We start from the raw sequence: 22,439 nt of genomic DNA, 5'->3' as shown, positions 1-22,439 counted from the left end.
GCCACCATAACTGCGGGCGGGAGCCCTAAGCGCCAGCGCCGGGAGTGGCAGCGCAGACACGCCCCCCACCACCACCTAGACTCGCTACGTCGCCCCCCTCGCCAACGCACGCCCCGCAACCGATGCCCGATACGGAACCCACCAAGCCAAACAAACAGGGCTACGGCGCCGACCCGCTGCACCATTACGGCTGGCTCACGCCGCTGTTCTGGCACGGCATGACGCCGGGCGTCTTCTGGGCGATGGTCCTGCGCAACCGCTGCCGACTGTCGGTCCGCGGCGCGCTGACCTGTCTCACGATCACCGGCGTGGGGCTCTTCCACCTCGTGGGCAAGCTGGCGACCGACCTCCTCTACGGCCGCCGCCTGCGGCTAGCAAAGCCGAGCCAGCCGCCGCTGTTCGTGCTCGGGCATTGGCGGTCGGGCACGACGCTGCTGCACGAGCTGCTCATCCGTGACCCCCGGCACGTCTATCCGACGACGTTCGAGTGCTTCGCGCCGTATCACTTTCTCCTCAGCGAGCGTTACATCACGCCGCTGATCGGTTGGCTGCTGCCGAAGAAGCGGCCGATGGACAACGTCGCCACCGGCTGGGACCGCCCGCAAGAAGACGAGTTCGCCCTCTGCAGCCTCGGCCTGCCGACGCCCTACCGCAGCTGGGCGTTTCCGCAAAACGGACCTGTCTGCGGCGAATGGCTGACGCTCGACAACGTCTCGCCCGACGACCGGCGCCGCTGGGGCGAATCCCTGCGGCGGTTCGTCGGCACGCTGAGCCTCAAGCGCCCCGGCCGCGTCATCCTCAAGTCACCGCCGCACACGGCACGGATCAAGACGATTCTGGAACACTTCCCCGACGCCCGGTTCGTCCACATCAGCCGCGATCCGATGAAGCTCTTCCCCTCGACGGTCCGGCTCTGGAAGTCGCTCTCCGACGTGCAGAGCCTGCAAGGTTATCGAGCCGAGTACGACTGGATCGAGGAAGAGGTCTTCTCGAACCTCACCCGCATGTACGAGGCGTACGACCGCGACCGCTCGCTCATCCCCGAGGGACGGCTGGTCGAGATGAGCTACGAGGACCTCGTCGCCGACCCGAAGGCGAGCCTTCGCGCCGTCTACGAACAGCTCGATCTCGGCTCGTTCGACAACGCCGAAGCGGGCGTCGACGCCTACCTGGCCGAGGAGAAGGACTACAAGACGAACCGCTTCGAGATGCCGGCCGAGGTGCGGGAGCGGATCGCGGAGCGTTGGGGGGCGTACGCCGAGCGATGGGGGTACGAAGGGTGATCGCTCTGGGGGACACCGCTCTGCTATCAAGCCGAGCCGCTCACGTTGCCCCCGCCGCCGCGCCCGCCGGCATCCTCGACGTCGTCCCCGCCTTTGGCGCCGTGGCGGTTCACTTTGACCCGACCGTTACGGCGGGCGACGCTGTCACCGAGTGGTTGAATCGCCACCAAGCGAACGATGGCGAGGCTTCGCCGTCGCGGCTTATCGAGTTGCCCGTCTGTTACGGCGATGACTTGGGGCCCGATCTTGACGCGGTCGCCAAGCACGCCGGGCTGAGCGCCGACGAGGTTGTGCGTCGGCATGCGGGGGCGGAGTATGTTGTCGGCGCGGTGGGGTTTCAGCCGGGGTTCGGGTACCTCGAAGGGTTGCCGACCGAGTTGCAGACGCCGCGGCGGGCGACGCCGCGCACGGCCTTGCCGGCTGGCGCCGTGGGGATTGGCGGGCCTTACACGGGGGTCTACCCACAGGCTTCGCCCGGCGGGTGGAATCTGATTGGCCAGACGCCGCTGGTGATGTTCGACGAGGGCCGCGACGAGCCTTCGCTGCTGCGTTACGGCGACCGGGTCCGTTTCGTGCCAATCGATCGCGACGAGTTCTACCGTCTGGCCAGCGAGCAGCGAATGACGGTAACCAAGCCTGAACCGGAAATCGACAGGCCATTACTGCGCGTCGTCAGCCCTGGGGTGCAGACCACCGTGCAAGGCCTCGGCCGCTTTGGACAACAACACCTTGGCGTCAGCCCTGGCGGGGCGATGGACACGGCGTCGCTGCGGCTGGCGAATCGGCTCGTCGGCAACGCTCCGGAGACGCCCGTCCTCGAAGCAACGCTGGTCGGCCCCGTGCTCGAAGCGATCGAACCGGTCACGCTCGGTGTCGCCGGCGCCGTTTCCACTGCGCACCAAGTCCAACTCCAACCCGGCCAGAAGCTCGACCTGCGGCGGCTGGTCGGCGGCGCCCGGGCCTACGTCGCGTTTCCCGGCGGCGTCAGCGGCGCGATCGGCAAGCCGCTTGAGCCGGACACGCTGCTCGGTTCACTCGACGCAAACGCCACGTGCCGATCAACCGACGCGGTCCTCGTCGGCGTCGGTTGGCGGCGGGCTCTCGGTGGGGGAGTCGCCACGCTGGGTGTTCTTCGCGGCCCGCAAGCCGAAGCGTTTGGCGTCGAGGCGTGGCGTCGGTTGCTCAACGAAACCTACCGCGTCACGCCGCAATCGAGCCGCATGGGCGTCCGCCTTGAAGGGCCCGCGCTGCAAGTCGAACAAGCCGACGACCTCCCGTCGCAACCCGTCTGCCACGGCGCCCTCCAAGTCCCGCCTGGCGGCCAACCGATCGTGCTGGGCGCCGACCGGCAAACGCTCGGCGGGTATCCCGTGATGGCGGTCATCGCCTCGGCCGATTGGCCCGCGCTCGGACAACTGGCGCCGGGCGACCCGGTCCGCTTCGTCGAAATCACTCTCGACGCGGCGATCCACTTGCGACAGCAAGCCGAACGTGACCTCGCCATCGCCGCCGTTGGCATCCAACTCCAACAGCTTATTCTTTGAACCACAAAGGAACGACGGAACTAAGGAAGCGATTTGTTTGCAACCTCCTTCGTTCCTTAGTTCCTTTGTGGTTCAATCCTTCGATGCCAACGATTGATCTCAACGCCGACGTGGGCGAAGGCGCCGGGAATGACGCCGAGCTGATCCCGCTGGTGACCTCCGCGAACATCGCCTGCGGCGGCCATGCCGGCGATGCGTTGACGATGGCCGCGGCGGTGCGATGGGCGATCGATCACGGCGTCGCCATCGGCGCTCATCCGGGCCACGAAGATCGTGAGCACTTCGGCCGGCAGGAGATCGCGATCACGCCGGACGCTTTGCGGCGATTGCTGTTCGCTCAAGTTGATCGCTTACACTCCGTCGCGGCGGGACTCGGCGGCGAGGTGCGTTATGTGAAACTGCACGGCGCGCTCTACCACCAAACGGGACGCGACGCCGCCCTGGCCGCTGCGGTGGTGGCGTTTGTCCACGACTACCACACGCCGCTCGCCCTGCTCGGCCAAGCCGGGACCGCGTTGCAAGAGGCCGCCGACCGAGCCGATGTCGCTTACTTTGCCGAGGCCTTCGCCGATCGGGCTTATCTCGACGACGGGACTCTCGCCCCAAGGTCGCTCCCCGGCGCGATGCTAGCCAGTGAATCAGCCGTCGTCGCTCAAGCGGGGCGGCTGGCGCGGGACGGGGTCGCTGTTTCGATGAGCGGGAAGGAGATCGCAATCCGTTGCGACAGCCTTTGTCTGCACGGCGACGGGGCGAACGCGGTGGAGCTGACGCGGGCCGTTCGAGCAGCGCTCGAAGCAGAGGGAATCACGCTGCGAGCATTCAGCGTGTGAGCCGCGTCGTCCCGACCGCGGCCGAAGCGGGTACCCGGCGCCGCCGCGGTCGGGACGACGCGGCTCTCATTTGATCGAAAATGCGATGGGTCGATTCGTTACGCCTTTCTTGCGTGCGTGACGCGGGGCTGTTGCGAGAGGTCCTTGAGCGTTGCGAGGAACTCCAGCCCCGGGGCGTCGCGCACCAACCGCTCGACGCGGTCGGCGATCATCGGGCTGATCTCAATCAGCAGCTCGCCGCCGTCGGCCAATCGCTCCGGCGCGACTGCAAGCAACCGTTCGATGATATCGGTCCCTTCCGGGCCGCCATCGAGCGCCAGGTGGGGCTCGTGGTCGCGGACCGTTGGGTCGAGGTTCATCAGCTCGTTGGTCGTCACGTAGGGCGGGTTGCTGACGATGAAGTCGAACCGCCGCGACGCCTTCACGGTCGCGAACAGGTCGCCCTCGATCGGCGCGACGCGTTCGGCGACGCCGTGCCGTTCGGCGTTCTTCTTCGCCAGGGCGACCGCTTGCGGGTTGATGTCGATCGCGACCACCTTGGCCGACGGCGCCTGGTTGGCGATCGCCACGGCGATCGCTCCGGTTCCCGTACCGATGTCGGCGATCATCACGTCGCCGCCTCCCTTCTCCTTGATGCGGTCGAGCACCGTCACGACCAGCAGCTCGGTGTCGGGCCGCGGGATCAGGACGCCTTCTTCGACGTGCATCTCCAGCGAGTAGAACTCTTTGCGCCCCACCAGATAGGCGACCGGCGCCCCGTCGGCGCGCTTCTTCACCAGCGCCCGGAACGCGTTGCGGGTCGCTTCGGCGGGGACTTCGTCGAAGCGGGTGTAGAGCGCGATCCGCTTACAGCCCAGCGCCTCGGCGAGCAGCACCTCGGCGTCGAGCCGCGGCGACTCGGCGTGGTGCTCTTTCAGATAGTCCGTCGTCCAATTCAGCAGACGGAGAACGGACCAAGGCGTAGCGTCAGGCATGGCGGTCTCGAAGTTGAGAGTCCGCTAGTAGGCAATTGCGGATTGCGGAATGGGGATTGCGGAAGGAACGATGGCGGAGCCGTCGACCTACTTCAATCCGCATTCCGAAATCCGAAATCCGCATTCAATCCAACCCTCCCATCGCGTCGCGGACGCTCTGGCGGTCGTGGTCCACCAGGGCGTCGGTCACCAGCTGGACGTCGCCGGCCATGATCTGGTCGAGCTTGTACAGCGTCAGGCCGACGCGGTGATCGGTGAAGCGGTTCTGGGGGTAGTTGTAGGTGCGGATCCGTTCGCTCCGGTCGCCGGAGCCAACGAGGCCCTTGCGCTCGGCGGCGCGGGCGTCGGCCTCTTCTTGCTGGCGTCGGTCGTAGATCCGCGACTTGAGCACCCGCAGCGCCTTGGCGAGGTTCTTGTGCTGGGACTTTTCGTCCTGGCACTGAACGACGATGCCGGTGTCGTAGTGGGTGAGCCGGATGGCGGATTCGGTCTTGTTGACGTGCTGCCCGCCGGGGCCCGACGCGCAGAACTTGTCGACCCGGTAGTCCTCGGGCGTCAGCGTGACCTCGACATCCTCCGGCTCGGCCATGACGGCGACCGTCGCGGCGGAGGTGTGGACGCGGCCCTGGGTCTCGGTCGCGGGGACGCGTTGGACGCGGTGGCCGCCCGACTCGTAGCGGAGTTCGCGGTAGACGCCGTCCCCTTCGAAGGCGAGCGCGATCTCTTTGAAGCCGCCCAACTCGGTCGGGCTGGCGTCCATGATCTCGACCTTCCAGCGCTTCACCTCGGCGTGGCGCTTGTACATCTCGAACAGGTCACGGGCGAAGAGGGCCGCCTCGTCGCCGCCGGTGCCGGCCCGGATCTCCATCATGCAGCGGGTGCGGTTGGCGTCCTCGCCGCCGAGCGTCATCGTCAGCAGCTCGTCCCACAGCGCTTCGCGGCGCTCGATGAGGTCGGGGAGTTCCGCCTCGGCCAGCTCGCTCATCTCGGCGTCGTCGCCCGCGGCCATCTCCCGGGCCTCGGCGATCTGCTGGCACAGGTCCTTGAACGACCGGTACTTGCCGACCAGCCGCGTCAGCGAGCCGTGCTCCCGCGCCGTGTTCGCCAACCGATTGGAGTCGGCCAGCACGTCGGGATCGACCAGGTCGCGTTCGAGTTGCTCGAAACGGGCAAGCTTGGTCTCAAGTAAGTCACGCATGGGAAGTTGGAAGTTGGAAGTACGAAGTGGGAGGTAACGCTTGCCGTCAAACCGACGGCCGCGCTAACGCTCTTCCGACTTCCAACTTCCGACTTCCAACTTCATGTTCACTTCTTCTTGCCGAGGCTGGCGTAGCCGGCGGCGGCGAACTTCTTCTTGAACTTGTCGATGCGGCCCGCGGTGTCCACGAACTTCAGCTTGCCGGTGTAGAACGGGTGGCAGGCGTTGCAGATGTCAACACGGAGTTCGGGGCGGGTGCTCCGCGTCTCGAACGTGTTGCCACAACCGCAGGTGACCTTGGTCTCTTGGTAATTCGGGTGGATGTCGGCCTGCATGGCGGGGTTCCTCTCGGTTCGGCCCGGGGTGGCGTCCTCGTTTGGTGAGGTCGCGGGGCCCTTGGTGTTGGCGGGGAGTCCGCCGTAGCCCCGTATCATACGGGGGCGGCGGGCGGGGCTCAAGATGGCTGGTGGGCCGGATTCGCGGACTTCACCCCCAGCCGATCGACCAAAACGGCGTCGATCACCAGCTGCAGAGCGTGGTAGACGATCATCGGCAGAATCGCCAGCGATCCGAAGTCCATCGCGACCGTCAGGCCGACGGCGAGCGTTTTCTGGCTCCCCGCGACGGCGGCCGCCAGAGCCTCGCCCCGCGGGGCGCCGGCGACGCGGGCCAGCCGCCAGCCGATCGCGAACAGCACGCAGTGCACCCCCCCAGCGAGCAAAAACAGCAGCCCCCATTCGGCCGGCCCCAGCCGCGTCGCCGGGTGCTCCAGCAGAGCCCCACAGCGGACGGCGCCAATCAGCACCATCACCAGTAGCCCGATCTGCGCGAAGAGGCTCAGGGCGTGCCGCCGCCGGTCGCACCACAGCCGCCACGCCGGCTGGGTCCGGATCACCTGCCCCGCCGCGATTGGCAGCACGACGTAGAGCAGCATTTGGAGGCTGAGCGCCACGGCGTCGACCGAGCGTGATTGGCCAATGAGCAGCCACGCCCACGCCGGCAATGCGATAAATGTCAGCAGGTTGGTGACCACCGTCACGGTGAGGGCGACCGCCTCGTTGCCGCCGCCACGCCGCGTCCAGACCGCTGCCGAGGCAAGCGTACAGGGCGCCAAGGCGACGACGATCAGGCCGATTGCGAGCGGCTCGCTAAGGCCCTTGCTAGCAACCCACGCCAGGGGGCCGGCGAGCAGGGTGTTGACCGCGACGCCGATCACCGCCGCGGTCGTCGCCTTGGGCCCGGCCAGCGAGCGGCGCAGGTCGAGCGGCGCCGACATCGCCAGCAGAATGATCGCCACCAACGGGTCACGGGGGATCGCGTCGGTCCACGGCCGCAAGACGCCGTGCAACGCGGCCCCCCCGACGAGCACTCCGGCCAGGGCGATCAAGAACCACTGCCGACGGACCACAGCGCTCACGGCTCGCCCGCCGTTGGCTCGTCTTCATCGCCAGCGGCGTCATCGTCAGCGGTGGTTTCTTCCTCGGTGGTTTCTTCCTCGGTGGTTTCTTCCTCGGTGGTTTCTTCCTCGGTGGTTTCTTCCTCGGTGGTTTCTTCCTCGGTGGTTTCTTCCTCGGTGGTTTCTTCCTCGGTGGCGGCTTCGCGGTACTGACGCGCCAGCAGTTTCGCCCCGTAGGCCATCGGCCCCTCGATCGAATCGAGCACGTCGGCCGCTTTCTCCTTCTCGCCGAGACGCGCCAGCGCCCGGGCCTTCAAGTCCTGGATGAGGGGCCGGTACGGGTCGGCCGACGAGTCGTCGAGGGCCGAGTTTTCGAGCCAGTCGATCGCGACCGCGTCGGCGCCGTCGTCTAGGCGGAGTTCCGCCAGGAACAGCGTCGCCAACGTCCGCGTCGATCGGTAGATGTCGCGTTTATCTTCGGGGACCGTGCTCAGCCGGTCGTCCGGCGGGCGGACATTTCGGTTCATGTAGTAGCGCTGCGCCGCTTGATGGTCGTCGAGCGTCTCGTCGAGGGCGTCGCGTTTGACGGCGGCCTCTTCGTGCACGCCACGGAACTGTTGCAGCCGGCCGCGCCACAGCATGGGACGCCAAGCGAACGGCAAGAAGTCTCTGACCGCCTGCTGGCGTTCCGACGGCTTCGCCGCCAGCTTGTCGGCCAGTGTCTCGAAGGGCTCGGTCCAGAGCGTCACGCCCTCGATCCCCGCGACGCCACGCAGCCGGTCGGCGGTGGCGTCGAGGTCCGGGGCGAGCGTCAGGGCGTCTTCGCCGGTCAGGCGGCGGGTGAACTCGCCCGCCCGTTGCGAGAGGGCGAACGGCGAGCCGATGACGACCGCCGCCGTCGCCGACTTGAGCGATTCGGCGGTCACCGGGTAGGGCTGCCCGTCGAGATCGAATTGCCGTAGCAGGCTGTCGTCGGCTTGCAGCTCGGCGAGCGTCGCGATCGAGCCCGACTCGGCGCCGGGGATTGGCAAGCCAATCGCGGGGTCGAACATCCGCAGTTGGTCGCCGTCGACGACGCCAACCAGCAGACGCCCCCCCTCCCCTGCCTCGCCCGCTGTGTTCACCACGACGGCGGTCAGGTTCTGTTGTTCGCAGAGACCGGCGAAGAGCCAAGCCCGCCCCGCAACGGTTGCTTGGCCGTGGAGCATCAGCTCCCACTGCCAACGCGGCGGCGATTGCGTCGGCTCGACCAGCTGCAGATTGCGGACCGTCCAGTCGAAGAGCGATCCGGCGACCGCCATCGGCGCCGCGTCGCTGCCGCGGGCCCACCGCGCCACGTCACGTCGCCAAGTGGCGCCCTGGATCAAGCGGCTCTCGTACAGCCGAAAGTAGCCGGTCGCCAGCTCGTCGTCGGCCAAGTAGGGCGCTAGCGCCTCGTTCTCGGCGATTGACGCGGGGAGCGCGCCCAGCAGCGCAGGGCGCTTCCACTGCGAGGCGTCCGCCCGTTTGCCGGCGGCGCCGACCTGACGCAGCCACTGGTTGAGCCGCTCGGTCAGCTGCTTGAGGGAGGCTTCGTCGGGGCTGGGATGCCAGGCGAGCGGCGGTTCGCGGCGAGAGAAGTAGGCGCCCATCTCACGCTGGATCTCGTCCATCCGCTCATCGACGATCCGCCAGACCTCGATCTTGCGTGGCGCGACGTCCTCTTGGGCGAACCCGCCTACGATCAGCAGGGCGTCGTCCCCCAAAACCTGAGCGACCACAAGATCGATCGACTCGAAGGTCGCGATATCGACATCACCGGTCTCCCGCAGCCGGTCCAGTGTGTCGCGGTCGGGGACGCCGTAGTACTTGACGATGTCGCCCGGCTGGACGGCGCTGCGGAAGCGGGCGTTGCGGCGTGGCACGGTGATCAGGTTCGCCGGCTCGTTGGGCGCCTCGGGGCGGCGACGCAGCAGGCCCTGGATCTCCTCGCCGTCGGTGCTCGACCGAGAATCGAGCACAACAACCGGCGGCGTCAGTTCGAGCTGGGACCGCTCGGGAAGCGTCCGCAGCTGCGAGCGGATCGAATTGAACAGCCCGCGGGCGTCACGCTGCGACGCCACGCCGGCCGCGGGCCGCTTGGCCGCCGGTCGCCGGCCGCCGTCGCAAGCGGGGACCGTCAGCAGCGCACCCGCCGACAAGCACGCTAAAGCGAAAGAGAACGGCGGTCGCGGGCTTCTTGCTGACTTCATGCCACCACGGGGTCGGGGCTGCTTCCTGGACCACCGGGCGCGCTGCCCGCCCGGCACGCCCCATCATACGCCAGCCGCCGCCCGAATCACGAGGAGGCGCTCCACCAGCGCCGGCAGCCGGTCGAGCGGCACCATGTTCGGACCGTCGCTCGGTGAGGTGTCCGGATCGGGGTGCGTCTCGCAGAAGACCGCGTTGACGCCAACCGCCACCGCGGCGCGGGCCAGCGGCTCGACCATGTCGCGGCGGCCGCCGGTGGCGCCGCCGAGGCCACCCGGCTCCTGGACGCTGTGCGTCGCGTCGTAAACGACCGGCACGCCGAGCGCCTGCATCTCCGGGATCGCCCGGAAGTCGTTCACCAGCCGGCCGTAGCCGAAGAAGGTGCCCCGTTCGCAGAGCAACACGTCCCGGCAGCCGGCGGCGACGAGCTTGCCGACGACGTGTTTCATGTCGCCGGGCGCCATGAACTGGCCCTTCTTGACGTTCACCGCCCGCCCCGTCGCGGCGCAGGCCACCAACAGGTCGGTCTGGCGGGCCAAGAAGGCGGGCACCTGGAGCAGGTCGCAAGCCTGTCCGACGGCGACCGTTTGGTGCGACTCGTGGACGTCGGTCGTCACTGGCAGGCCGGTCGCGTCGCGGACCTGTTCGAGAATCCGCAGCCCCTCGTCCATGCCAAGGCCGCGGAAGGCGTCGGCGCTGGTGCGGTTCGCCTTGTCGAACGACGCCTTAAAAACGACCGGCACGCTCAGTCGCTGCGACATCGCGGCGAGCGACTCGGCGATCGACAGCGTCAGGTCGGCCGACTCGATGACGCACGGCCCGGCGATGAGCAACAGGGGCTCGCCCGGCCCGCAGCGGTGCGGACCAATCGTGGCGACAGCGTGGGGTTTCTCGATGGCCATGGGCCCCTCCTCCGTGAGCGATCGGCCCTCGGGGGGCCGCTAGCCGCGTTGGTAAGGCGCCGGCGGCGTGAGATCAATGCCGCCCCCGGGGCGAGACGGTCCGGATCACCCCGTTCGGGCTGTCTCAATCTGGTACGACGCACCCGGGCGAAGGGGGGCTGTGCCGTCTCGGTACAGGGGAAGCGTCGCACTCTGATGCGGCCGCCCGCCCCGGGGCTTCGTCGTCCCAAGTTGAGACGCGCCGCCGATCTCGTAAAGAGCGGCCCGCTAAGGGCTTACCACGTTCCCAAAGCGGGACACCCCAACGACGCACAACGGCACACGGGGTGCTTCTTAGCAGGCTGGCCCGCGTGGCCTCGGATGCATTGTGCGACGCCGGCTTGTTTGCCCCTGGCCGTCGTCGCAAGTCGGCGTGTCGCCGGCTCGCCGAGGTCGCGCTTTTTTTACGCCCGGCGGCGGGCCATTGCGGCTGCGGCGGCGAGGATCGTCAAGACTACGGCGGAGGGCTCGGGCGTTGCAAACGCCGTCGCCGACGCGACACGGAGATCACGCCAGATCGTGTAATCGGCGGCGTTGACGATCCCATCGCCGTTGGCGTCGGTTTCGCCCTTAGTTGTCGACCCGTAGTCGGCTTGCCACAGCGCGAGATCGCCGAGGTCGATGAACCCGTTCTGATTAAAGTCGCCGGGCGAGAGCGGCCGGAGCGAAACATCGGAAACGATAACCGCATCCTCATTGAGGATGTTTTGCTGCGTCACCACTTTATCGAGGTCAAGGACGGGTACTTCGTCGAAGTCTTCGCCGTCAGCATTCTCGGCGACCTCTGCGTTGACCGTGGACAAAGCATTGATGGCGTCGACGACGTCCATACCGTTGCCCAAGACGCGGCCGATGACGGTAAAGTCCTGATCGTCTAGGAAAGAGTTGTCGCCGAGATTGAAAAACCACTGGCTCGTCGCGCCGAGAGTGTTCTTGGCCATCGCCAGCGTGCCGCGCTGATTGGACACGTTGAACTCATTCCCGATCGGGGCGTCGGTCACGATGCCGGTCGCGTCGAAGATCGAATTATTAAGCTTAAAGCCGCCCCCCTGGATGACAAAGTTCGACGACCCACCGCCGGCCAACTGTGGCACCCGATGGATGAAAGTGTTGTCGTATCGGTTGGAGTTGGCGTAGTTCAGAAAGTTGGCGACGCTGTTTGGCGCTAGGCCGTCATACATACGCACATCGATCGATCCCAATGTGGTTTGGAAGCGTACGATGGCTCCCTCGACGACCGCTGCGGTCAACGAGCTGACCGACAAAAGCAGTCCGAAGATCAAATAATGGTGTCGAGCCAATGGGGGCATTGCAGCGGTTCCGAGAAGTAAGCGTCGCGTCGGTTTCCTTAGAGACAATCTATTACGCCCCCTGGGCGGAGTCGAATAAACGGCGTGCGTCGGCGTCGAGGCGCGACATGGCGCCACTAACCTTCCCAGGACAAACGCCCCGCATAACCGCATCGACCCGTCCCGATGCGGCTAACCGGAAAGACGCGACCCTCGAAGACGACATGAAGGCGGTCAAGCGGGAGCGATTTCTAACCGGACCGTAGGCGGGGTCGTTGACTCGGCGACGAGCGATAGTTCGTTGTGGGCCTTTAGAAGTTCGGTTACGTCGTGACGGTTATTGCGAGGGGGGAGCCCCACGCCGTTCAACTCGGCCCGCTCGACGGCCCCGTCCCAGGCGAGCCAGACGCGGTCGCCCCCCTCTAGGCCGGTCGGCCGGTTGAACCGCCGGATGGCGAGGTCTCCCTCGACCTCCCAAGCGGCCCGTAGGCGGATGATGTGCATGAGGGAAGGGAGAGGGACCAGGGACGGGGGACGAGAGGCCGCGCCAACACGCCTCCATGCCTCACTCCGGGACGAACGATTCTTTGACCCGCACTTCGCGGATCTGTCGGCTGTCACGCTCGTAAGCGCGGAGCGACACCTGCAGACCACGCAGCGGGGCGTCGTACGGCGGCCGGGTTTCACGCTCGGCGTAATCGTCGGGGCCTAGTCGCGTCGCCACCGTCCCGCTGTAGACGGCCGCGTCATCGAGCCCGTTTGTTCCTTCGTCTGTAGCGCGGACGCCATTCGTAGTCGCGTCGCTGAGCAGTGTCCCGTTGGTGTCGTCGCCATCTTCATTGATGCCGTTGTTTTCGTAGTGCCAACTCCAGGTGTCGTAGGTGGCGTATCGCCGCGTCAGCAAGCTCGCGCCTACCCCGTTCCTGATAAGGCCATCATCGAAGAACGGCGAATTCCGGACACCATTGGACGCCGACGCGGCCCACTGATCGTTGAGTACGGAACGTCGGTACTTCAAATCCTGCGCCAATAGCAAGCCGCTTGGATCGATGAACGAGAGACGGTACGCCAAATCGACATACGCACCTTGCGACTGCAGATTGAACGGGAACGAAGCGGTCACCGGAGGCCCGTCCCCAAGTGGCGATGACACCGTGTCCGCGTAGTAAGCCGCAGGCCAACCAGGATCGCCCGGCTGCAGAATGAGATCGGCAGGCCGGGTTGAAGCGCCCGCCGAGTAGTATCCATAAACCGGGGCGCCGGGGTCGTAGACGCGCAGATCGAACGCCAGGGCTTCGGTCAACATCACGTCGTCACCGCGACGCCCACCGCCAAGGGGCGCCAAGCCGTTGGTGAGATGCACGACCTGTCCATTCTCGTCCAAGACAGCCCGGACCGATGCCGGGTAGTTTGCCGTGTCGGGCAAGAAGACATAGGGACGCACTGCGTACGAACCACCTGCTCCACCGCTGTCGCGCTCATACGCAACTACCGCCGTATCGGTCCCACCTAGGGTGTCATTTACTGATCGAAAACCGGTAGCTGGTGTCGATGGCAATTCCGGATCGGAGACGAATTGAGCGTTGAGAGCAGGCGTATTGGAATGTATCCCCGCCGTAACTGCGGCGAAGGGAAAGAAGCGATCGGCGAACCGCGGAGTCGGTCCCCGCTGCTCGGTCCAAAAAGCGTTGGTAGGCTGCGGCACGAAACCGTGGTGCTCAAACCGGTTCTCTCGCTTCGTGAGGTCGCCGAGCGTATTCGTTCGAATCAACCACCGTCCCGACGGATCACTGGGAGGTGAGCTATTGGCGTCCGGTAGAAGCGGGTCCCATTCGAGACGCACCGAAAGGTCGTACCGATCCTGGAAGGCGATCAACGACGCTAAGGCGAGATCGGACCGGTCTCGGCCGATATTAGCGTTGAGGACCCGCACGACGCCCGGCGCAGAAAACACCGTGCTGCCGCCCCCCAAGATCGGGATGCGATACTCCAGGTCGGGCAGGATCAACAGCGCTCGGCGATAGATCGTCCGGTAGCCCGCCTCGCCGAAGGCGAACGTGCGGTTGGGGTCGACCGGGTTCTCTAGCGCAAACCAGACGACCTCCGCTAGCGGTGATTCGATCTCTTCACTCTCCCAGCCTGCAAAGCCGGACGTGGAAGGGGTGTTAGCTGTCCCGGTACGCTGTGGGATCCGCCCGACGAACGGCTCTTTCTCGTTCCGCACCGTCAGCATCAGCGTGTCGTCGCCGTCGCCGAGGCCGCGGCCGTCGGTCGGGGTGTTCTCGGGCAACAGGGCGCCGCCGCCGATGGTTTGACCCTTGCCATCGAAGTCATTCGTGACGTTACCGCCCAGGTTACTGCCGGGGAGCGACGAGAGCGCTAGGTCGATCCTCTGATCCGGGTTCGTGCCGATAGGGTCGGCCTGGCCGTCGCCATCGCCGTCGAACAACCAGGGGCTCGGGTAGTAGTCGTTCTGCGGGCCCTCGATGATCTCGAGATAGCCGTGGTTCGATTCGGGGCGTTGCCACGGGATCGCCGGGCAGGTGGCGCCGCGGAGGTCGCGGGCGAGCGTTTCGCGGACGTTTCGCAGGGCCGAGGACATCTCGATCGTCGCCCGACGCTTGGTCACACTCGTCGAGATATTGGCGAATACCGTGACGACCGCCGCCATGATCAAGAGCGAGATCGACATCGCGACCAGCATCTCGACGATCGTTAGAGCAGCAAAGCGGTCACGCCCCTGACGGGCGCGTATTTTGAGCGGGTTGGGCAGCGGTCGTCTGGTCACGTGGCGCTTCTCCGGCCTGTGCTCGGGCGCAGAAAAGCCCCTGAAAGACCCAAGCCCTTCCATTGCAACACGCCGTAACACATTGGTCAAGAAAGAGTTACGCGGCCCCTCTCGAGCCGCCGGCGCTAGCCTCGGGCGCCCCACCAGCCTGCCCTCAACCGGCCGGCAGTCGCTCCAGCAAGGCCTCAAACGCAATCTGCGCGATCCGCTCGGCCACCGGCGCCGTCGGATGGAGGCCATCGGGGAAGTCGGCGGCGGTGTCGGCCAGCGGAGTCAGAAAATCGACCAGCGGGGCGCCGATCTCGCCCACGACGCGGCGAATCGTTGGCCGGACCTCGTCCCGCAGCGCGTCGAAATCAATCTCGGCGACTGGCGGAAATGCGGGCGGCGGGTCGGCCACCAGGACCTCGGCGCCGAACTGGCGGAAGTGCTCGACCAGGTCCACCAAGTCAGCCGCCAACGTCTGCCGAGCCGCTTCGTTGGCGAACTGGGCGTCGTTGGTGCCCAGCATCATCAGGACTAGCTGCGGCTCGAAGCGCGTCGCGGCGGTGAAGCTCGGCGTCTGCCAGTACGGCTCGTTCGACCCCCGCGACACCGTGGCGCCGCTGTAGCCAAAGTTGCGAACCAGCCAGCCGCCGGCGCCAAACCGCTCGTCGGCGAGCCGCTGCAGCACGGCCGGGTAGCACTGTACGCGCCGGTTCGGCAGCCCGCGCCCGAAGGTGACGCTCGCCCCGACACAGGCGACGCGGAGCGGCTCGGAGGGCTTTGGTTCCATGCCCCCGATTGTGGCGCCGGGCGGGCCGATCGCGAAGGCGGCCCGCTACGCCGGCGGCGGGGCTCGCCGATTTTAGGATGGAAGAAAGAAGAATGGGACGCGGATGACGCGGATTGAAAAGGAAGTTCGCGGAATTCTTTCACGGTTGGTTGACTCGCTCAGCGAGGCAATGCGACACGGTTAAGCACGGGAAAGATTGCGAGAGAAGAAATCCCCCTCCCTTTCGGGGAGGGGCGAGGGGAGCGTCTTCGCGTACACGACAGGAGAGCTTTCCTGTGCTGGACGGTTTCACCCTCCCCTAACCCCTCCCTGAAAGGGAGGGGGAGCCGTCGCTTGACGCCGGTTTCGCCAAGGCTACAATCGGGGCGAGGCCAATTTTAGCTTTGGTTACACTTCCCGGAGTCTGCGATGCCACCCCCGTCACGACGCTCCGCTTTTACCCTCGTCGAGTTGCTCGTCGTGATCGCCATCATCGGCCTGCTCGTCGCGATGCTGCTCCCTGCGGTGCAGGCCGCCCGGGAGGCGGCGCGGCGGTCGCAGTGCGTCAACAACCTGCGGCAGCTCGGCCTGGCGGTGCAGAACTACGAGTCGGCACGCCGGCAACTGCCGCCGGGTTATGTCATCGACGAAGCTTCGCCGAATCGCGACGCGGAGACCGGCGACGGCCCGCCCGGCTGGGGCTGGGCCGCTCACTTGCTGCCGCAATTGGAAGAGACCGCTCTCGCTGACCAGATCGATCTTGAGGCGCCGCTCGTTGACATCCGGTTCAGCCAGACGATCCAAGCGACGGTCACCTCGCTGCTCTGTCCGAGCGTCGGCGGCGAGACCGACGCCTTCGCCCTGGGCGACGACTCGGGCAATCCGCTCTTGCGTGACGGCGAGCCGATCCGCGTTGGCAGGTCGCACTATGTCGCCAGCCACGGGCAAGAGTCGTGCTGGGGCGCCTGCGGCGGCGCCGACGAGCAGCTTGTCTTCACCGACATCTACGCCGGCACGACCGAGATGGTCACGCACCACCGCGACGTGTCGAAGATCGCCGACGGCCCGTTCTATCGAAACTCTCGCACCCGACTGAAGGACATCACCGACGGGATCACCAAGACGATCTTCTTCGGCGAGCACACCGCACGGCTGAGCGACAAGACCTGGGTCGGCGTCGTCGCCGGCGCCACGACGCTGCCCAAGTTCGCCACGCCCGACAACGGCGACGACGCGGCCGCGACGCTCGTCCTGGTGCACGCCGGCCCGTCGGGAGGCGAGCGCGACCTGGCCGATCAACCGATCATCCACCCGGTGAACTTCCCCACGCTCCACGTCGGCCAGATGGTCGCCGACCACCCGGGGGGCGGCAACGTCGCGTTGGGCGACGCCTCGGTCCGGTTCGTCACCGAAGACGTCAATCTCTTGCTGTGGGCCGAGTCCAGCAGCATCGCCGAAGGGGAGGTGTCCGATGAAACCCTCTGAGAGATTAGGCGGCGTTCTCGCCATCGTGGTTGCGTTGCTCGTCGTCGCCGGTTGTGGCTACGGCGAGGTGAGCCCCAAGGCGTATCAATTCGCGAAGACGCTCTACGGCCTGTGTAATCGGCAGACGTCCGAGGCGATCGACCCCGTTGCGGTGCAGATCGGCGCGGCGCGGGAGGCGGAAGAGATCACCCAGCGCGAAGCCGATTGGCTCGACGCGATCCTCAACGACGCCCGCGCCGGCGACTGGTCCGCCGCCCAGGCCGCGGCGCGGCGGATGATGGAAGACCAGGTCGGTCGCTGATCTTTGCTTTTCGATAGCGAAGGCTAGGCGTCTCTCCCCATGCCAACTTCTTGTCACCGGCGGCGCCCAGCACGCCCTCTAAAATGGTTGCCGTCTCCGTCGGTGCAGGTTCCAATGCCTTGCGCCGCCCCCCCGGAGTACGTTCGTCGATGGCGACAGTTTCGTTCACCCACTAGCTGCGCGACCAAGCCCCCGACGGACCGATCGAGGTCAACGGCGGTGTTGTCGCCGCTGCGCTCGCCGAGGCCTTTGTGGGCCGCGACAAGTTGAAGAGCTATGTCCTCGACGAGCAAGGTCGGCTCCGCCGGCACGTCGCCGTTTTCGTTGACGGCCGCCTTATCACTGACCGCCTCGGTCTGAGCGACGCGGTGACGCCGACGTCGGAAGTCTTCGTCATGCAGGCCCTCTCCGGGGGCTAGCTGCCTCTCTCTCGAATCGCATGTCTTTCGACTCGCAAGCCGCCAATGTCCACTCGGATCGACGTCGCAACGCGTAAGGGCTTGTTTACATTCCGGCGGGGCGCCGCTGGCTGGGACATCGACCGGGTCGCGTTCCTCGGCAATAACCTTTCGATGTCGCTGGTCGACCAGCGTGACGGCGCCGCCTACGCTGCGGTCGACGAGGGGCACTTCGGGTGCCATCTGCACCGCAGCCGTGACTACGGAGCGACGTGGGAAGAGATCGCCGCCCCGGCCTTCCCGGCCGGCGCGACCGTCATCGATCGGATGCCGACCGAGCCCGGGGGCGACGACGAACCCGTCCCGCGGAAGCCGGCCGCATTGTCCGAGATCTGGTCGCTCGAACCGGGCGGACCCGACGAGCCGGGCGTCCTCTGGTGCGGCACAATCCCCGGCGCCCTCTTCCGCAGCGACGACCACGGCGACACCTGGCGGCTCGTCGATTCCTTGTGGGACCGAGCCGAACGCGACCAATGGTTCGGCGGCGGCAAGGACGACCCGGGCGTGCATTCGATCGTCGTCGACCCGCGGGACCCCCTGCGGCTGGCCCTCGGTGTTTCGTGCGGCGGCGTCTGGACCAGCAACGACGGCGGCGCCAATTGGAGTAACGACAACCACGGCCTCCGCGCCGATTTCATGCCGCCCGACATGCAGTACAGCCCCGTGTCGCAAGACCCGCACCGCATGGTCGGCTGCCGGGCGAACCCCGACCGGCTGTGGATCCAGCACCACAACGGCGTCTTCCGCTCGGACAACGCCGGCGCCACCTGGACCGAGATCGAATCGGTCACGCCATCGGTCTTCGGTTTCGCCGTCGCCGTCCACCCCAACGACCCTGACACGGCCTGGTTCGTCCCGGCCGTCAAAGACGAGTCACGCTACCCCGTCGACGCGGCGCTCGCCGTCGCCAAGACCACCGACGGCGGCGCGACGTTCACAGCCCTGCGAGCGGGGCTGCCCCAGCGACACGCCTACGACATCGTCTTCCGCCACGCCCTGGACGTCGACGACACGGGCGACCAACTCGCCTTCGGTTCTTCGACCGGTGGCTTCTGGACGAGCGACAACGGCGGCGAGAGCTGGAGCCACGTCGCGGCGCACTTGCCGCCAATCTACAGCGTGCGGTTCGCGTAGCGGCGCCCGCGGCGCCCGCTGCGGCCGATCGGCCCCGCACAAAGAACCCCCGGGAAACACCACGGTTCCCCGGGGCCAACGCTCAATTATAAAAGCGGCTGAGAGGCGTCGGTGGGAGTCGAACCCACGATGTCCGATTTGCAATGCTAGTGGCACGCTTTGTTCCGTCTCGTTCGGGTTAACTCCCCGGGAGATTTCGTCGGGGCGTGCTGCGAATGAGCGGCGCCGCACGCTAAATCTGTCATTTAGTTGGAACGCGGCCCCGACCGGGGCGTGAGGTCCTTCCATTAATTCGGTTTCGCGCACGTGGCGAAATCGAGCGTTGAGCCCGGCCTCGCCGCTGAACAAGTCCGCCGGGGCGCCGGGGGGACCAAAGCGTTCTGGTGTTTCACGCCGAGGACGAACGCGACTGTGGCTGCACGACTCCGAGACGTGCCGGACCGACGCGAGTCCGGGCCAGTTCGGAACCGCTGAGGTCGGGATCACCGAGTCGCATTTCGGGGCCGTGCCAACTGGGCGAGGGCGCTCCAACCTCGGCGGCATTTCTGGAGCAGATTCTGAAGGAAGTGATGTCCACCGACCGCAGTTTCGGTAATACTCGAACTTGTCGAGAACGAGGGAACCATCGGGGGATTCGCCGGTGACGCTTTGACGCCAAGGATGGGCATCTGTGGCACCACCTGGTTAGTTCCGTGTAAAAGAATGTGAGCGAGGCGTTGGCGTGCGTCGCTTGGTGCCTCGCCTCGACACGAGGCTTGGCTGTCGCTTGGTATGGGGACACGATGTCTTTTATTGATACGCTCTGGAAGGTGGTGTAATGATTGGTAGTGTATTGGTAGGACTGGGGGGTCGCGGCGTCCCAGGGACTTGCTTCACCGAGTCCGCAACGCGTGTAGCGATCGATATCGCGACGCGGCACGACGCTTCGTTGACCGGCGTCACGGTCGCCAACTTTGCCCAGTTGGAAAGACTCGGGTCGGCGCCGATCGGAGCCGGTGGCGCCAGGGCCGGCATGCTTGAGCACCGGGTCGCGGAGACACGCGACCGTGTAGCAGCGGCGATCGTTCATTTCGAGGACACGTGCAAGGCGGCGGGCCGGCCGCACCAGGTCAAAACTGAGGAACGCAGCGAGGCGTTCGACTACCTGGTCTCACAGGCACGTTACCACGATCTTACAGTCATTGGACTCCGCGGCTTATTCGAGTACGGTGTCCATGGCGAGGCGAATTACGACCCCGCCGACACTTTGGTGCGGCTGATCGCGGGTGGCGTGAGGCCGATTATCGCAACGGGACCAACCGAGCGGACGATCCAGCGTGCGCTGATCGCCTACAGTGGCTCAGCCCAGTCAGCTAAGGCGATGCGGCGGTTTGTTCAGATGAATTTGTGGCCCGACGCATTGGTGCGGATCGTGGCGTTTGGTGACGACCACGAACGACGCCAGCGGCACTTGCTGGACGCTGCCAACTACTTCAAAGAGCACGGCATCGATGTCGAACGCGACTACCGCCCCGGCGATCCGAAAGGGGGCGTTCTCGGCGTGGCGGCAGAGTGGGGCGCCGACCTGATCGTGATGGGCAACAGCCACCGTACACTGTTCAGCCGCAAGGTCCTCGGCGACACGATGCTAGAGACAATACGCCATTCCGATCTGCCGCTTTTCTTGGCGCAGTGAGAGCCAGCCGGGCGTCGGACAAATCGGTGGCGGGGTGCGGTTGGATCCTTGCGTTGTCGAGCATGGGGTGTTTAGTGGTCACGGCGCCTTCCCTCAGTATGCTGCGGTATACGAGGTACGTGCTTGCTAATGCCAATCGGAAAGACGCAATACTAGCTAGGCGTCTGGCGAACGCTTAGCTTCGCCACCAGAATCCGAAGATTGCCAAGACTCGGCAATCCACGAAGATACTCGGTCGCTAAGCGCTTCGCCCACCTGATCTTCGTCGCCGTAGATGATCGCACCCGCGGCGAAGAGGGCTTCGCTGTGGATGTGGTAGCGAGAACGCGCCAGGATCGTAGCAGAGGGATTCATTGAGCGAACCAGCTCTATAATAAGGAGAGTCGATCGGAAGTGTGGCAGCGTGACGATGACTAGGCGGGCTTCGCCGACGAGGGCGTGTTCCAGGATCTCCGCCGAAGTGGCGTCTCCTACGTAGGCGTTGAACCCGAAGCTCTTGGCTCGGCGGACGCCATCGTAGTTTAGTTCGATTACCGTCACTTTTAATCGTGATTCGATCAATGGCATCGTTGCTAGTTGGCCAGTAGGGCCAAAACCGACCACGACGACATCAGTGACCGGAGCAGTCACCGGCGGTTCGCCGTTAGCTTTAGTCAGCCTAAGCAGGCGGGCCAAGCGGTCGCCCAGCAACGGAGCCCGAGGGACAAGGATGGCCGTGAGCATGAAGGAGACAATGGTCACCGACACAACCAACGCATAGACCTCACTTGAAACTACCCCCGAGGCCCGTCCGATAGCCCCAAGCACGAACGCGAACTCGCCGATCTGGGCCAGCGTCAGGCCGGTGGCTGCAGCCACACGGAACGACTGCCCGAAGACGAGGAAGATCGCCGTCACGATGACGAACTTGCCAACGGTTAATGCCGTCGCAGCGGCCGCAACGCCAGGGGCGTGGGAGACCATCCATAACGGGTCAGCCATCATCCCGGCGGCGCCGAAGAACAGGGTCAGCAAGAGCACGCGAAGCGTCGAAACATCGGCACGAATTTGGGTAGCGAACGGGGAACTGCCTAGCAACATCCCGGCGATAAAAGCTCCAAGAGCCGGTGATATACCGGCCTCGTGCGCGGCCCACGCCGAACCAAGACCACTCGCCGTCGCGAAGAGCACGGTCAGCTCACGATTGCGTTGGAGGGTCAGCGTGCCGAGCGTCAGCACCGCAATCTTGGTCAGCGTGTACAACGCCGCCGTGAGACCCGCTGCCAGCAGGAAAAGCCGCCCGACATCCTTCGCGATCTCAATTGTGGAGCCACCTTCGCCAAGCACGGTCATGAAGACCGCGAGCGGCACCACAGCGATGTCTTGGGTAAGGAGCACCCCCAAGCTGTTGCGGCCGTGCGGCATCTCGATTTCGCCACGCTCCGTCAAGATCCGCAGAACAACTGCAGTGCTGCTGAGCGTGAGCATCGCTCCCAACGCGAGCGAGGGCTGGGTTTCTAGCCCGAACGCCAGTCCAGCAGCCGCTCCGAGGGCGAGCGTTACCAAGATTTGTAACGCACCACCCAAGAGCGGTTTGCTGCCGAGACCCTTAAGGCGTTCAACCGAGAACTCCAACCCGAGGCTGAAGAGGAGCAAGGCGACTCCCAACTCAGCGATCGCTTCGATTTCTAGCTGAGAACCAACAAGTCCCAGGCTGCCAGGCCCGCCAATGAGCATTCCCGCCATTAAGTAGCCGACGAGCGGGCTCTGGCCCAGCCGCGATGCAAGCCCGCCACCGACCAGGCAAATGGTTAGAAGGCAGACGATGTCAGCGAGAATTTGCCAGAGTTCCATCGGTGATTGGTGTGGGTCCTGTATGAAGGGATGGCGGTCGGTAGTGCATTCAACTCAAGGGGCTGAGCACGCCAGCATACCCTCCACAGACAAAGGGCGATTAGTCCACTTGGCCAGACCACTACCGCATCCGCTTTTCGGTACTCGTGACATGATTAGGTAGCCGCTGGATAACCTCGAGCTGAGACGCCGTTGCACTTCACGCAAGGGAGGGTAATGAAGCCGTGCCTCGGTTTCGACAGGATCCCATTGAAGGCATCTGAGCGCGGTAGTTCAACGCGACTTGCCCCCTGAATGAAGCAGCGACGACATTGCCCCCCTCTTCAC

General features: G+C 65.6%; 19 protein-coding genes. 8 read left to right on the top strand and 11 right to left on the bottom strand.

Annotated elements, in window-relative coordinates; translation table 11 throughout:
* The first annotated feature begins 122 nt into the window (after positions 1 to 122).
* The 3 genes from Pla108_RS06115 (at position 123) to Pla108_RS06105 (ending at position 3,657) form a co-directional block, all read left to right on the top strand.
* Complete coding sequence (locus Pla108_RS06115) at positions 123 to 1,283, top strand: sulfotransferase family protein (RefSeq protein WP_146443983.1); 1,161 nt, start codon at positions 123 to 125, stop codon at positions 1,281 to 1,283.
* Positions 1,265 to 2,827 carry a 5-oxoprolinase subunit PxpB gene (gene pxpB / locus Pla108_RS21505; RefSeq protein ID WP_146443982.1) on the top strand — a complete coding sequence of 521 codons (1,563 nt, stop codon included), beginning with the start codon at positions 1,265 to 1,267 and terminating at the stop codon, positions 2,825 to 2,827. Before Pla108_RS06115 ends, pxpB begins: the two co-directional genes overlap by 19 nt.
* Before the next feature lie 83 nt (positions 2,828 to 2,910).
* On the top strand, positions 2,911 to 3,657 hold the full coding sequence (locus Pla108_RS06105) for a 5-oxoprolinase subunit PxpA (RefSeq protein ID WP_146443981.1): 747 nt from the start codon (positions 2,911 to 2,913) through the stop codon (positions 3,655 to 3,657).
* Positions 3,658 to 3,755: 98 nt separating this feature from the next.
* Here Pla108_RS06105 and prmC read toward each other — a convergent pair whose 3' ends face one another.
* The 10 genes from prmC to Pla108_RS06055 form a co-directional block, all read right to left on the bottom strand.
* Positions 3,756 to 4,631 (bottom strand): peptide chain release factor N(5)-glutamine methyltransferase, encoded by an 876-nt coding sequence (gene prmC / locus Pla108_RS06100; RefSeq protein ID WP_146443980.1) that lies wholly within the window; start codon positions 4,629 to 4,631, stop codon positions 3,756 to 3,758.
* A 124-nt stretch (positions 4,632 to 4,755) separates the two neighbouring features.
* The gene (prfA, locus tag Pla108_RS06095; RefSeq protein WP_146443979.1) at positions 4,756 to 5,829 is read right to left on the bottom strand and encodes a peptide chain release factor 1; all 1,074 of its coding nucleotides are present in this window, start codon (positions 5,827 to 5,829) and stop codon (positions 4,756 to 4,758) included.
* Between the two features lie 107 nt (positions 5,830 to 5,936).
* Positions 5,937 to 6,164, bottom strand: coding sequence for a 50S ribosomal protein L31 (rpmE, locus tag Pla108_RS06090; protein ID WP_146443978.1), 228 nt, complete (start codon positions 6,162 to 6,164; stop codon positions 5,937 to 5,939).
* A 119-nt stretch (positions 6,165 to 6,283) separates the two neighbouring features.
* On the bottom strand, positions 6,284 to 7,246 hold the full coding sequence (locus Pla108_RS06085; RefSeq protein WP_146443977.1) for a bile acid:sodium symporter family protein: 963 nt from the start codon (positions 7,244 to 7,246) through the stop codon (positions 6,284 to 6,286).
* A complete protein-coding gene (locus Pla108_RS20875; RefSeq protein WP_197526284.1) occupies positions 7,243 to 9,456 on the bottom strand; it encodes a hypothetical protein in 2,214 nt (737 codons plus the stop codon). Before Pla108_RS20875 ends, Pla108_RS06085 begins: the two co-directional genes overlap by 4 nt.
* Before the next feature lie 63 nt (positions 9,457 to 9,519).
* Positions 9,520 to 10,356 (bottom strand): 3-deoxy-8-phosphooctulonate synthase, encoded by an 837-nt coding sequence (kdsA, locus tag Pla108_RS06075; protein ID WP_146443976.1) that lies wholly within the window; start codon positions 10,354 to 10,356, stop codon positions 9,520 to 9,522.
* Positions 10,357 to 10,799: 443 nt separating this feature from the next.
* Positions 10,800 to 11,705, bottom strand: coding sequence for a peptidylprolyl isomerase (locus tag Pla108_RS06070; RefSeq protein WP_261342510.1), 906 nt, complete (start codon positions 11,703 to 11,705; stop codon positions 10,800 to 10,802).
* 213 nt (positions 11,706 to 11,918) lie between these two features.
* Positions 11,919 to 12,188 carry a hypothetical protein gene (locus tag Pla108_RS06065; RefSeq protein WP_146443974.1) on the bottom strand — a complete coding sequence of 90 codons (270 nt, stop codon included), beginning with the start codon at positions 12,186 to 12,188 and terminating at the stop codon, positions 11,919 to 11,921.
* Between the two features lie 61 nt (positions 12,189 to 12,249).
* Positions 12,250 to 14,472, bottom strand: a complete 2,223-nt coding sequence (locus tag Pla108_RS06060) for a PilW family protein (RefSeq protein WP_146443973.1) — start codon at positions 14,470 to 14,472, stop codon at positions 12,250 to 12,252.
* Between the two features lie 154 nt (positions 14,473 to 14,626).
* Positions 14,627 to 15,247 carry a GDSL-type esterase/lipase family protein gene (locus Pla108_RS06055; protein ID WP_146443972.1) on the bottom strand — a complete coding sequence of 207 codons (621 nt, stop codon included), beginning with the start codon at positions 15,245 to 15,247 and terminating at the stop codon, positions 14,627 to 14,629.
* Positions 15,248 to 15,655: 408 nt separating this feature from the next.
* Here Pla108_RS06055 and Pla108_RS06050 point away from each other — a divergent pair, with 408 nt between their 5' ends.
* From Pla108_RS06050 to Pla108_RS06030, 5 genes are all read left to right on the top strand, one after another.
* Positions 15,656 to 16,711 (top strand): DUF1559 domain-containing protein, encoded by a 1,056-nt coding sequence (locus Pla108_RS06050; RefSeq protein ID WP_146443971.1) that lies wholly within the window; start codon positions 15,656 to 15,658, stop codon positions 16,709 to 16,711.
* The gene (locus tag Pla108_RS06045) at positions 16,698 to 17,012 is read left to right on the top strand and encodes a hypothetical protein (RefSeq protein ID WP_146443970.1); all 315 of its coding nucleotides are present in this window, start codon (positions 16,698 to 16,700) and stop codon (positions 17,010 to 17,012) included. Before Pla108_RS06050 ends, Pla108_RS06045 begins: the two co-directional genes overlap by 14 nt.
* Before the next feature lie 251 nt (positions 17,013 to 17,263).
* Positions 17,264 to 17,431 carry a MoaD/ThiS family protein gene (locus Pla108_RS20870; protein WP_197526282.1) on the top strand — a complete coding sequence of 56 codons (168 nt, stop codon included), beginning with the start codon at positions 17,264 to 17,266 and terminating at the stop codon, positions 17,429 to 17,431.
* Between the two features lie 45 nt (positions 17,432 to 17,476).
* Complete coding sequence (locus Pla108_RS06035) at positions 17,477 to 18,604, top strand: WD40/YVTN/BNR-like repeat-containing protein (protein WP_146443969.1); 1,128 nt, start codon at positions 17,477 to 17,479, stop codon at positions 18,602 to 18,604.
* Positions 18,605 to 19,421: 817 nt separating this feature from the next.
* Entirely contained in the window at positions 19,422 to 20,279 is an 858-nt protein-coding gene (locus tag Pla108_RS06030; protein ID WP_146443968.1) for a universal stress protein, read from the top strand.
* 156 nt (positions 20,280 to 20,435) lie between these two features.
* Here Pla108_RS06030 and Pla108_RS06025 read toward each other — a convergent pair whose 3' ends face one another.
* Positions 20,436 to 22,112 (bottom strand): cation:proton antiporter, encoded by a 1,677-nt coding sequence (locus Pla108_RS06025; RefSeq protein ID WP_146443967.1) that lies wholly within the window; start codon positions 22,110 to 22,112, stop codon positions 20,436 to 20,438.
* Positions 22,113 to 22,439 lie beyond the last annotated feature (327 nt).

The sequence above is a fragment of the Botrimarina colliarenosi genome (assembly GCF_007859955.1).
Classification (GTDB): Bacteria; Planctomycetota; Planctomycetia; order Pirellulales; family Lacipirellulaceae; genus Botrimarina; species Botrimarina colliarenosi.
Note: the sequence above shows the minus strand (reverse complement) of the source record. Positions and strands in the feature narration are given on the sequence as shown.

Bases quoted from the DNA above. Each gene is read 5' to 3' on its own strand.
- prmC (WP_146443980.1), bottom strand. From the start codon at position 4,631: ATGCCTGACGCTACGCCTTGGTCCGTTCTCCGTCTGCTGAATTGGACG.
- Pla108_RS06055 (WP_146443972.1), bottom strand. From the start codon at position 15,247: ATGGAACCAAAGCCCTCCGAGCCGCTCCGCGTCGCCTGTGTCGGGGCG.
- Pla108_RS06025 (WP_146443967.1), bottom strand. From the start codon at position 22,112: ATGGAACTCTGGCAAATTCTCGCTGACATCGTCTGCCTTCTAACCATT.
- Pla108_RS06070 (WP_261342510.1), bottom strand. From the start codon at position 11,705: ATGCCCCCATTGGCTCGACACCATTATTTGATCTTCGGACTGCTTTTG.
- Pla108_RS06030 (WP_146443968.1), top strand. From the start codon at position 19,422: ATGATTGGTAGTGTATTGGTAGGACTGGGGGGTCGCGGCGTCCCAGGG.
- kdsA (WP_146443976.1), bottom strand. From the start codon at position 10,356: ATGGCCATCGAGAAACCCCACGCTGTCGCCACGATTGGTCCGCACCGC.
- pxpB (WP_146443982.1), top strand. From the start codon at position 1,265: ATGGGGGTACGAAGGGTGATCGCTCTGGGGGACACCGCTCTGCTATCA.
- Pla108_RS06045 (WP_146443970.1), top strand. From the start codon at position 16,698: ATGAAACCCTCTGAGAGATTAGGCGGCGTTCTCGCCATCGTGGTTGCG.
- Pla108_RS20875 (WP_197526284.1), bottom strand. From the start codon at position 9,456: ATGAAGTCAGCAAGAAGCCCGCGACCGCCGTTCTCTTTCGCTTTAGCG.
- Pla108_RS06065 (WP_146443974.1), bottom strand. From the start codon at position 12,188: ATGCACATCATCCGCCTACGGGCCGCTTGGGAGGTCGAGGGAGACCTC.
- Pla108_RS06115 (WP_146443983.1), top strand. From the start codon at position 123: ATGCCCGATACGGAACCCACCAAGCCAAACAAACAGGGCTACGGCGCC.
- Pla108_RS06105 (WP_146443981.1), top strand. From the start codon at position 2,911: ATGCCAACGATTGATCTCAACGCCGACGTGGGCGAAGGCGCCGGGAAT.
- Pla108_RS06050 (WP_146443971.1), top strand. From the start codon at position 15,656: ATGCCACCCCCGTCACGACGCTCCGCTTTTACCCTCGTCGAGTTGCTC.
- prfA (WP_146443979.1), bottom strand. From the start codon at position 5,829: ATGCGTGACTTACTTGAGACCAAGCTTGCCCGTTTCGAGCAACTCGAA.
- rpmE (WP_146443978.1), bottom strand. From the start codon at position 6,164: ATGCAGGCCGACATCCACCCGAATTACCAAGAGACCAAGGTCACCTGC.
- Pla108_RS06035 (WP_146443969.1), top strand. From the start codon at position 17,477: ATGTCCACTCGGATCGACGTCGCAACGCGTAAGGGCTTGTTTACATTC.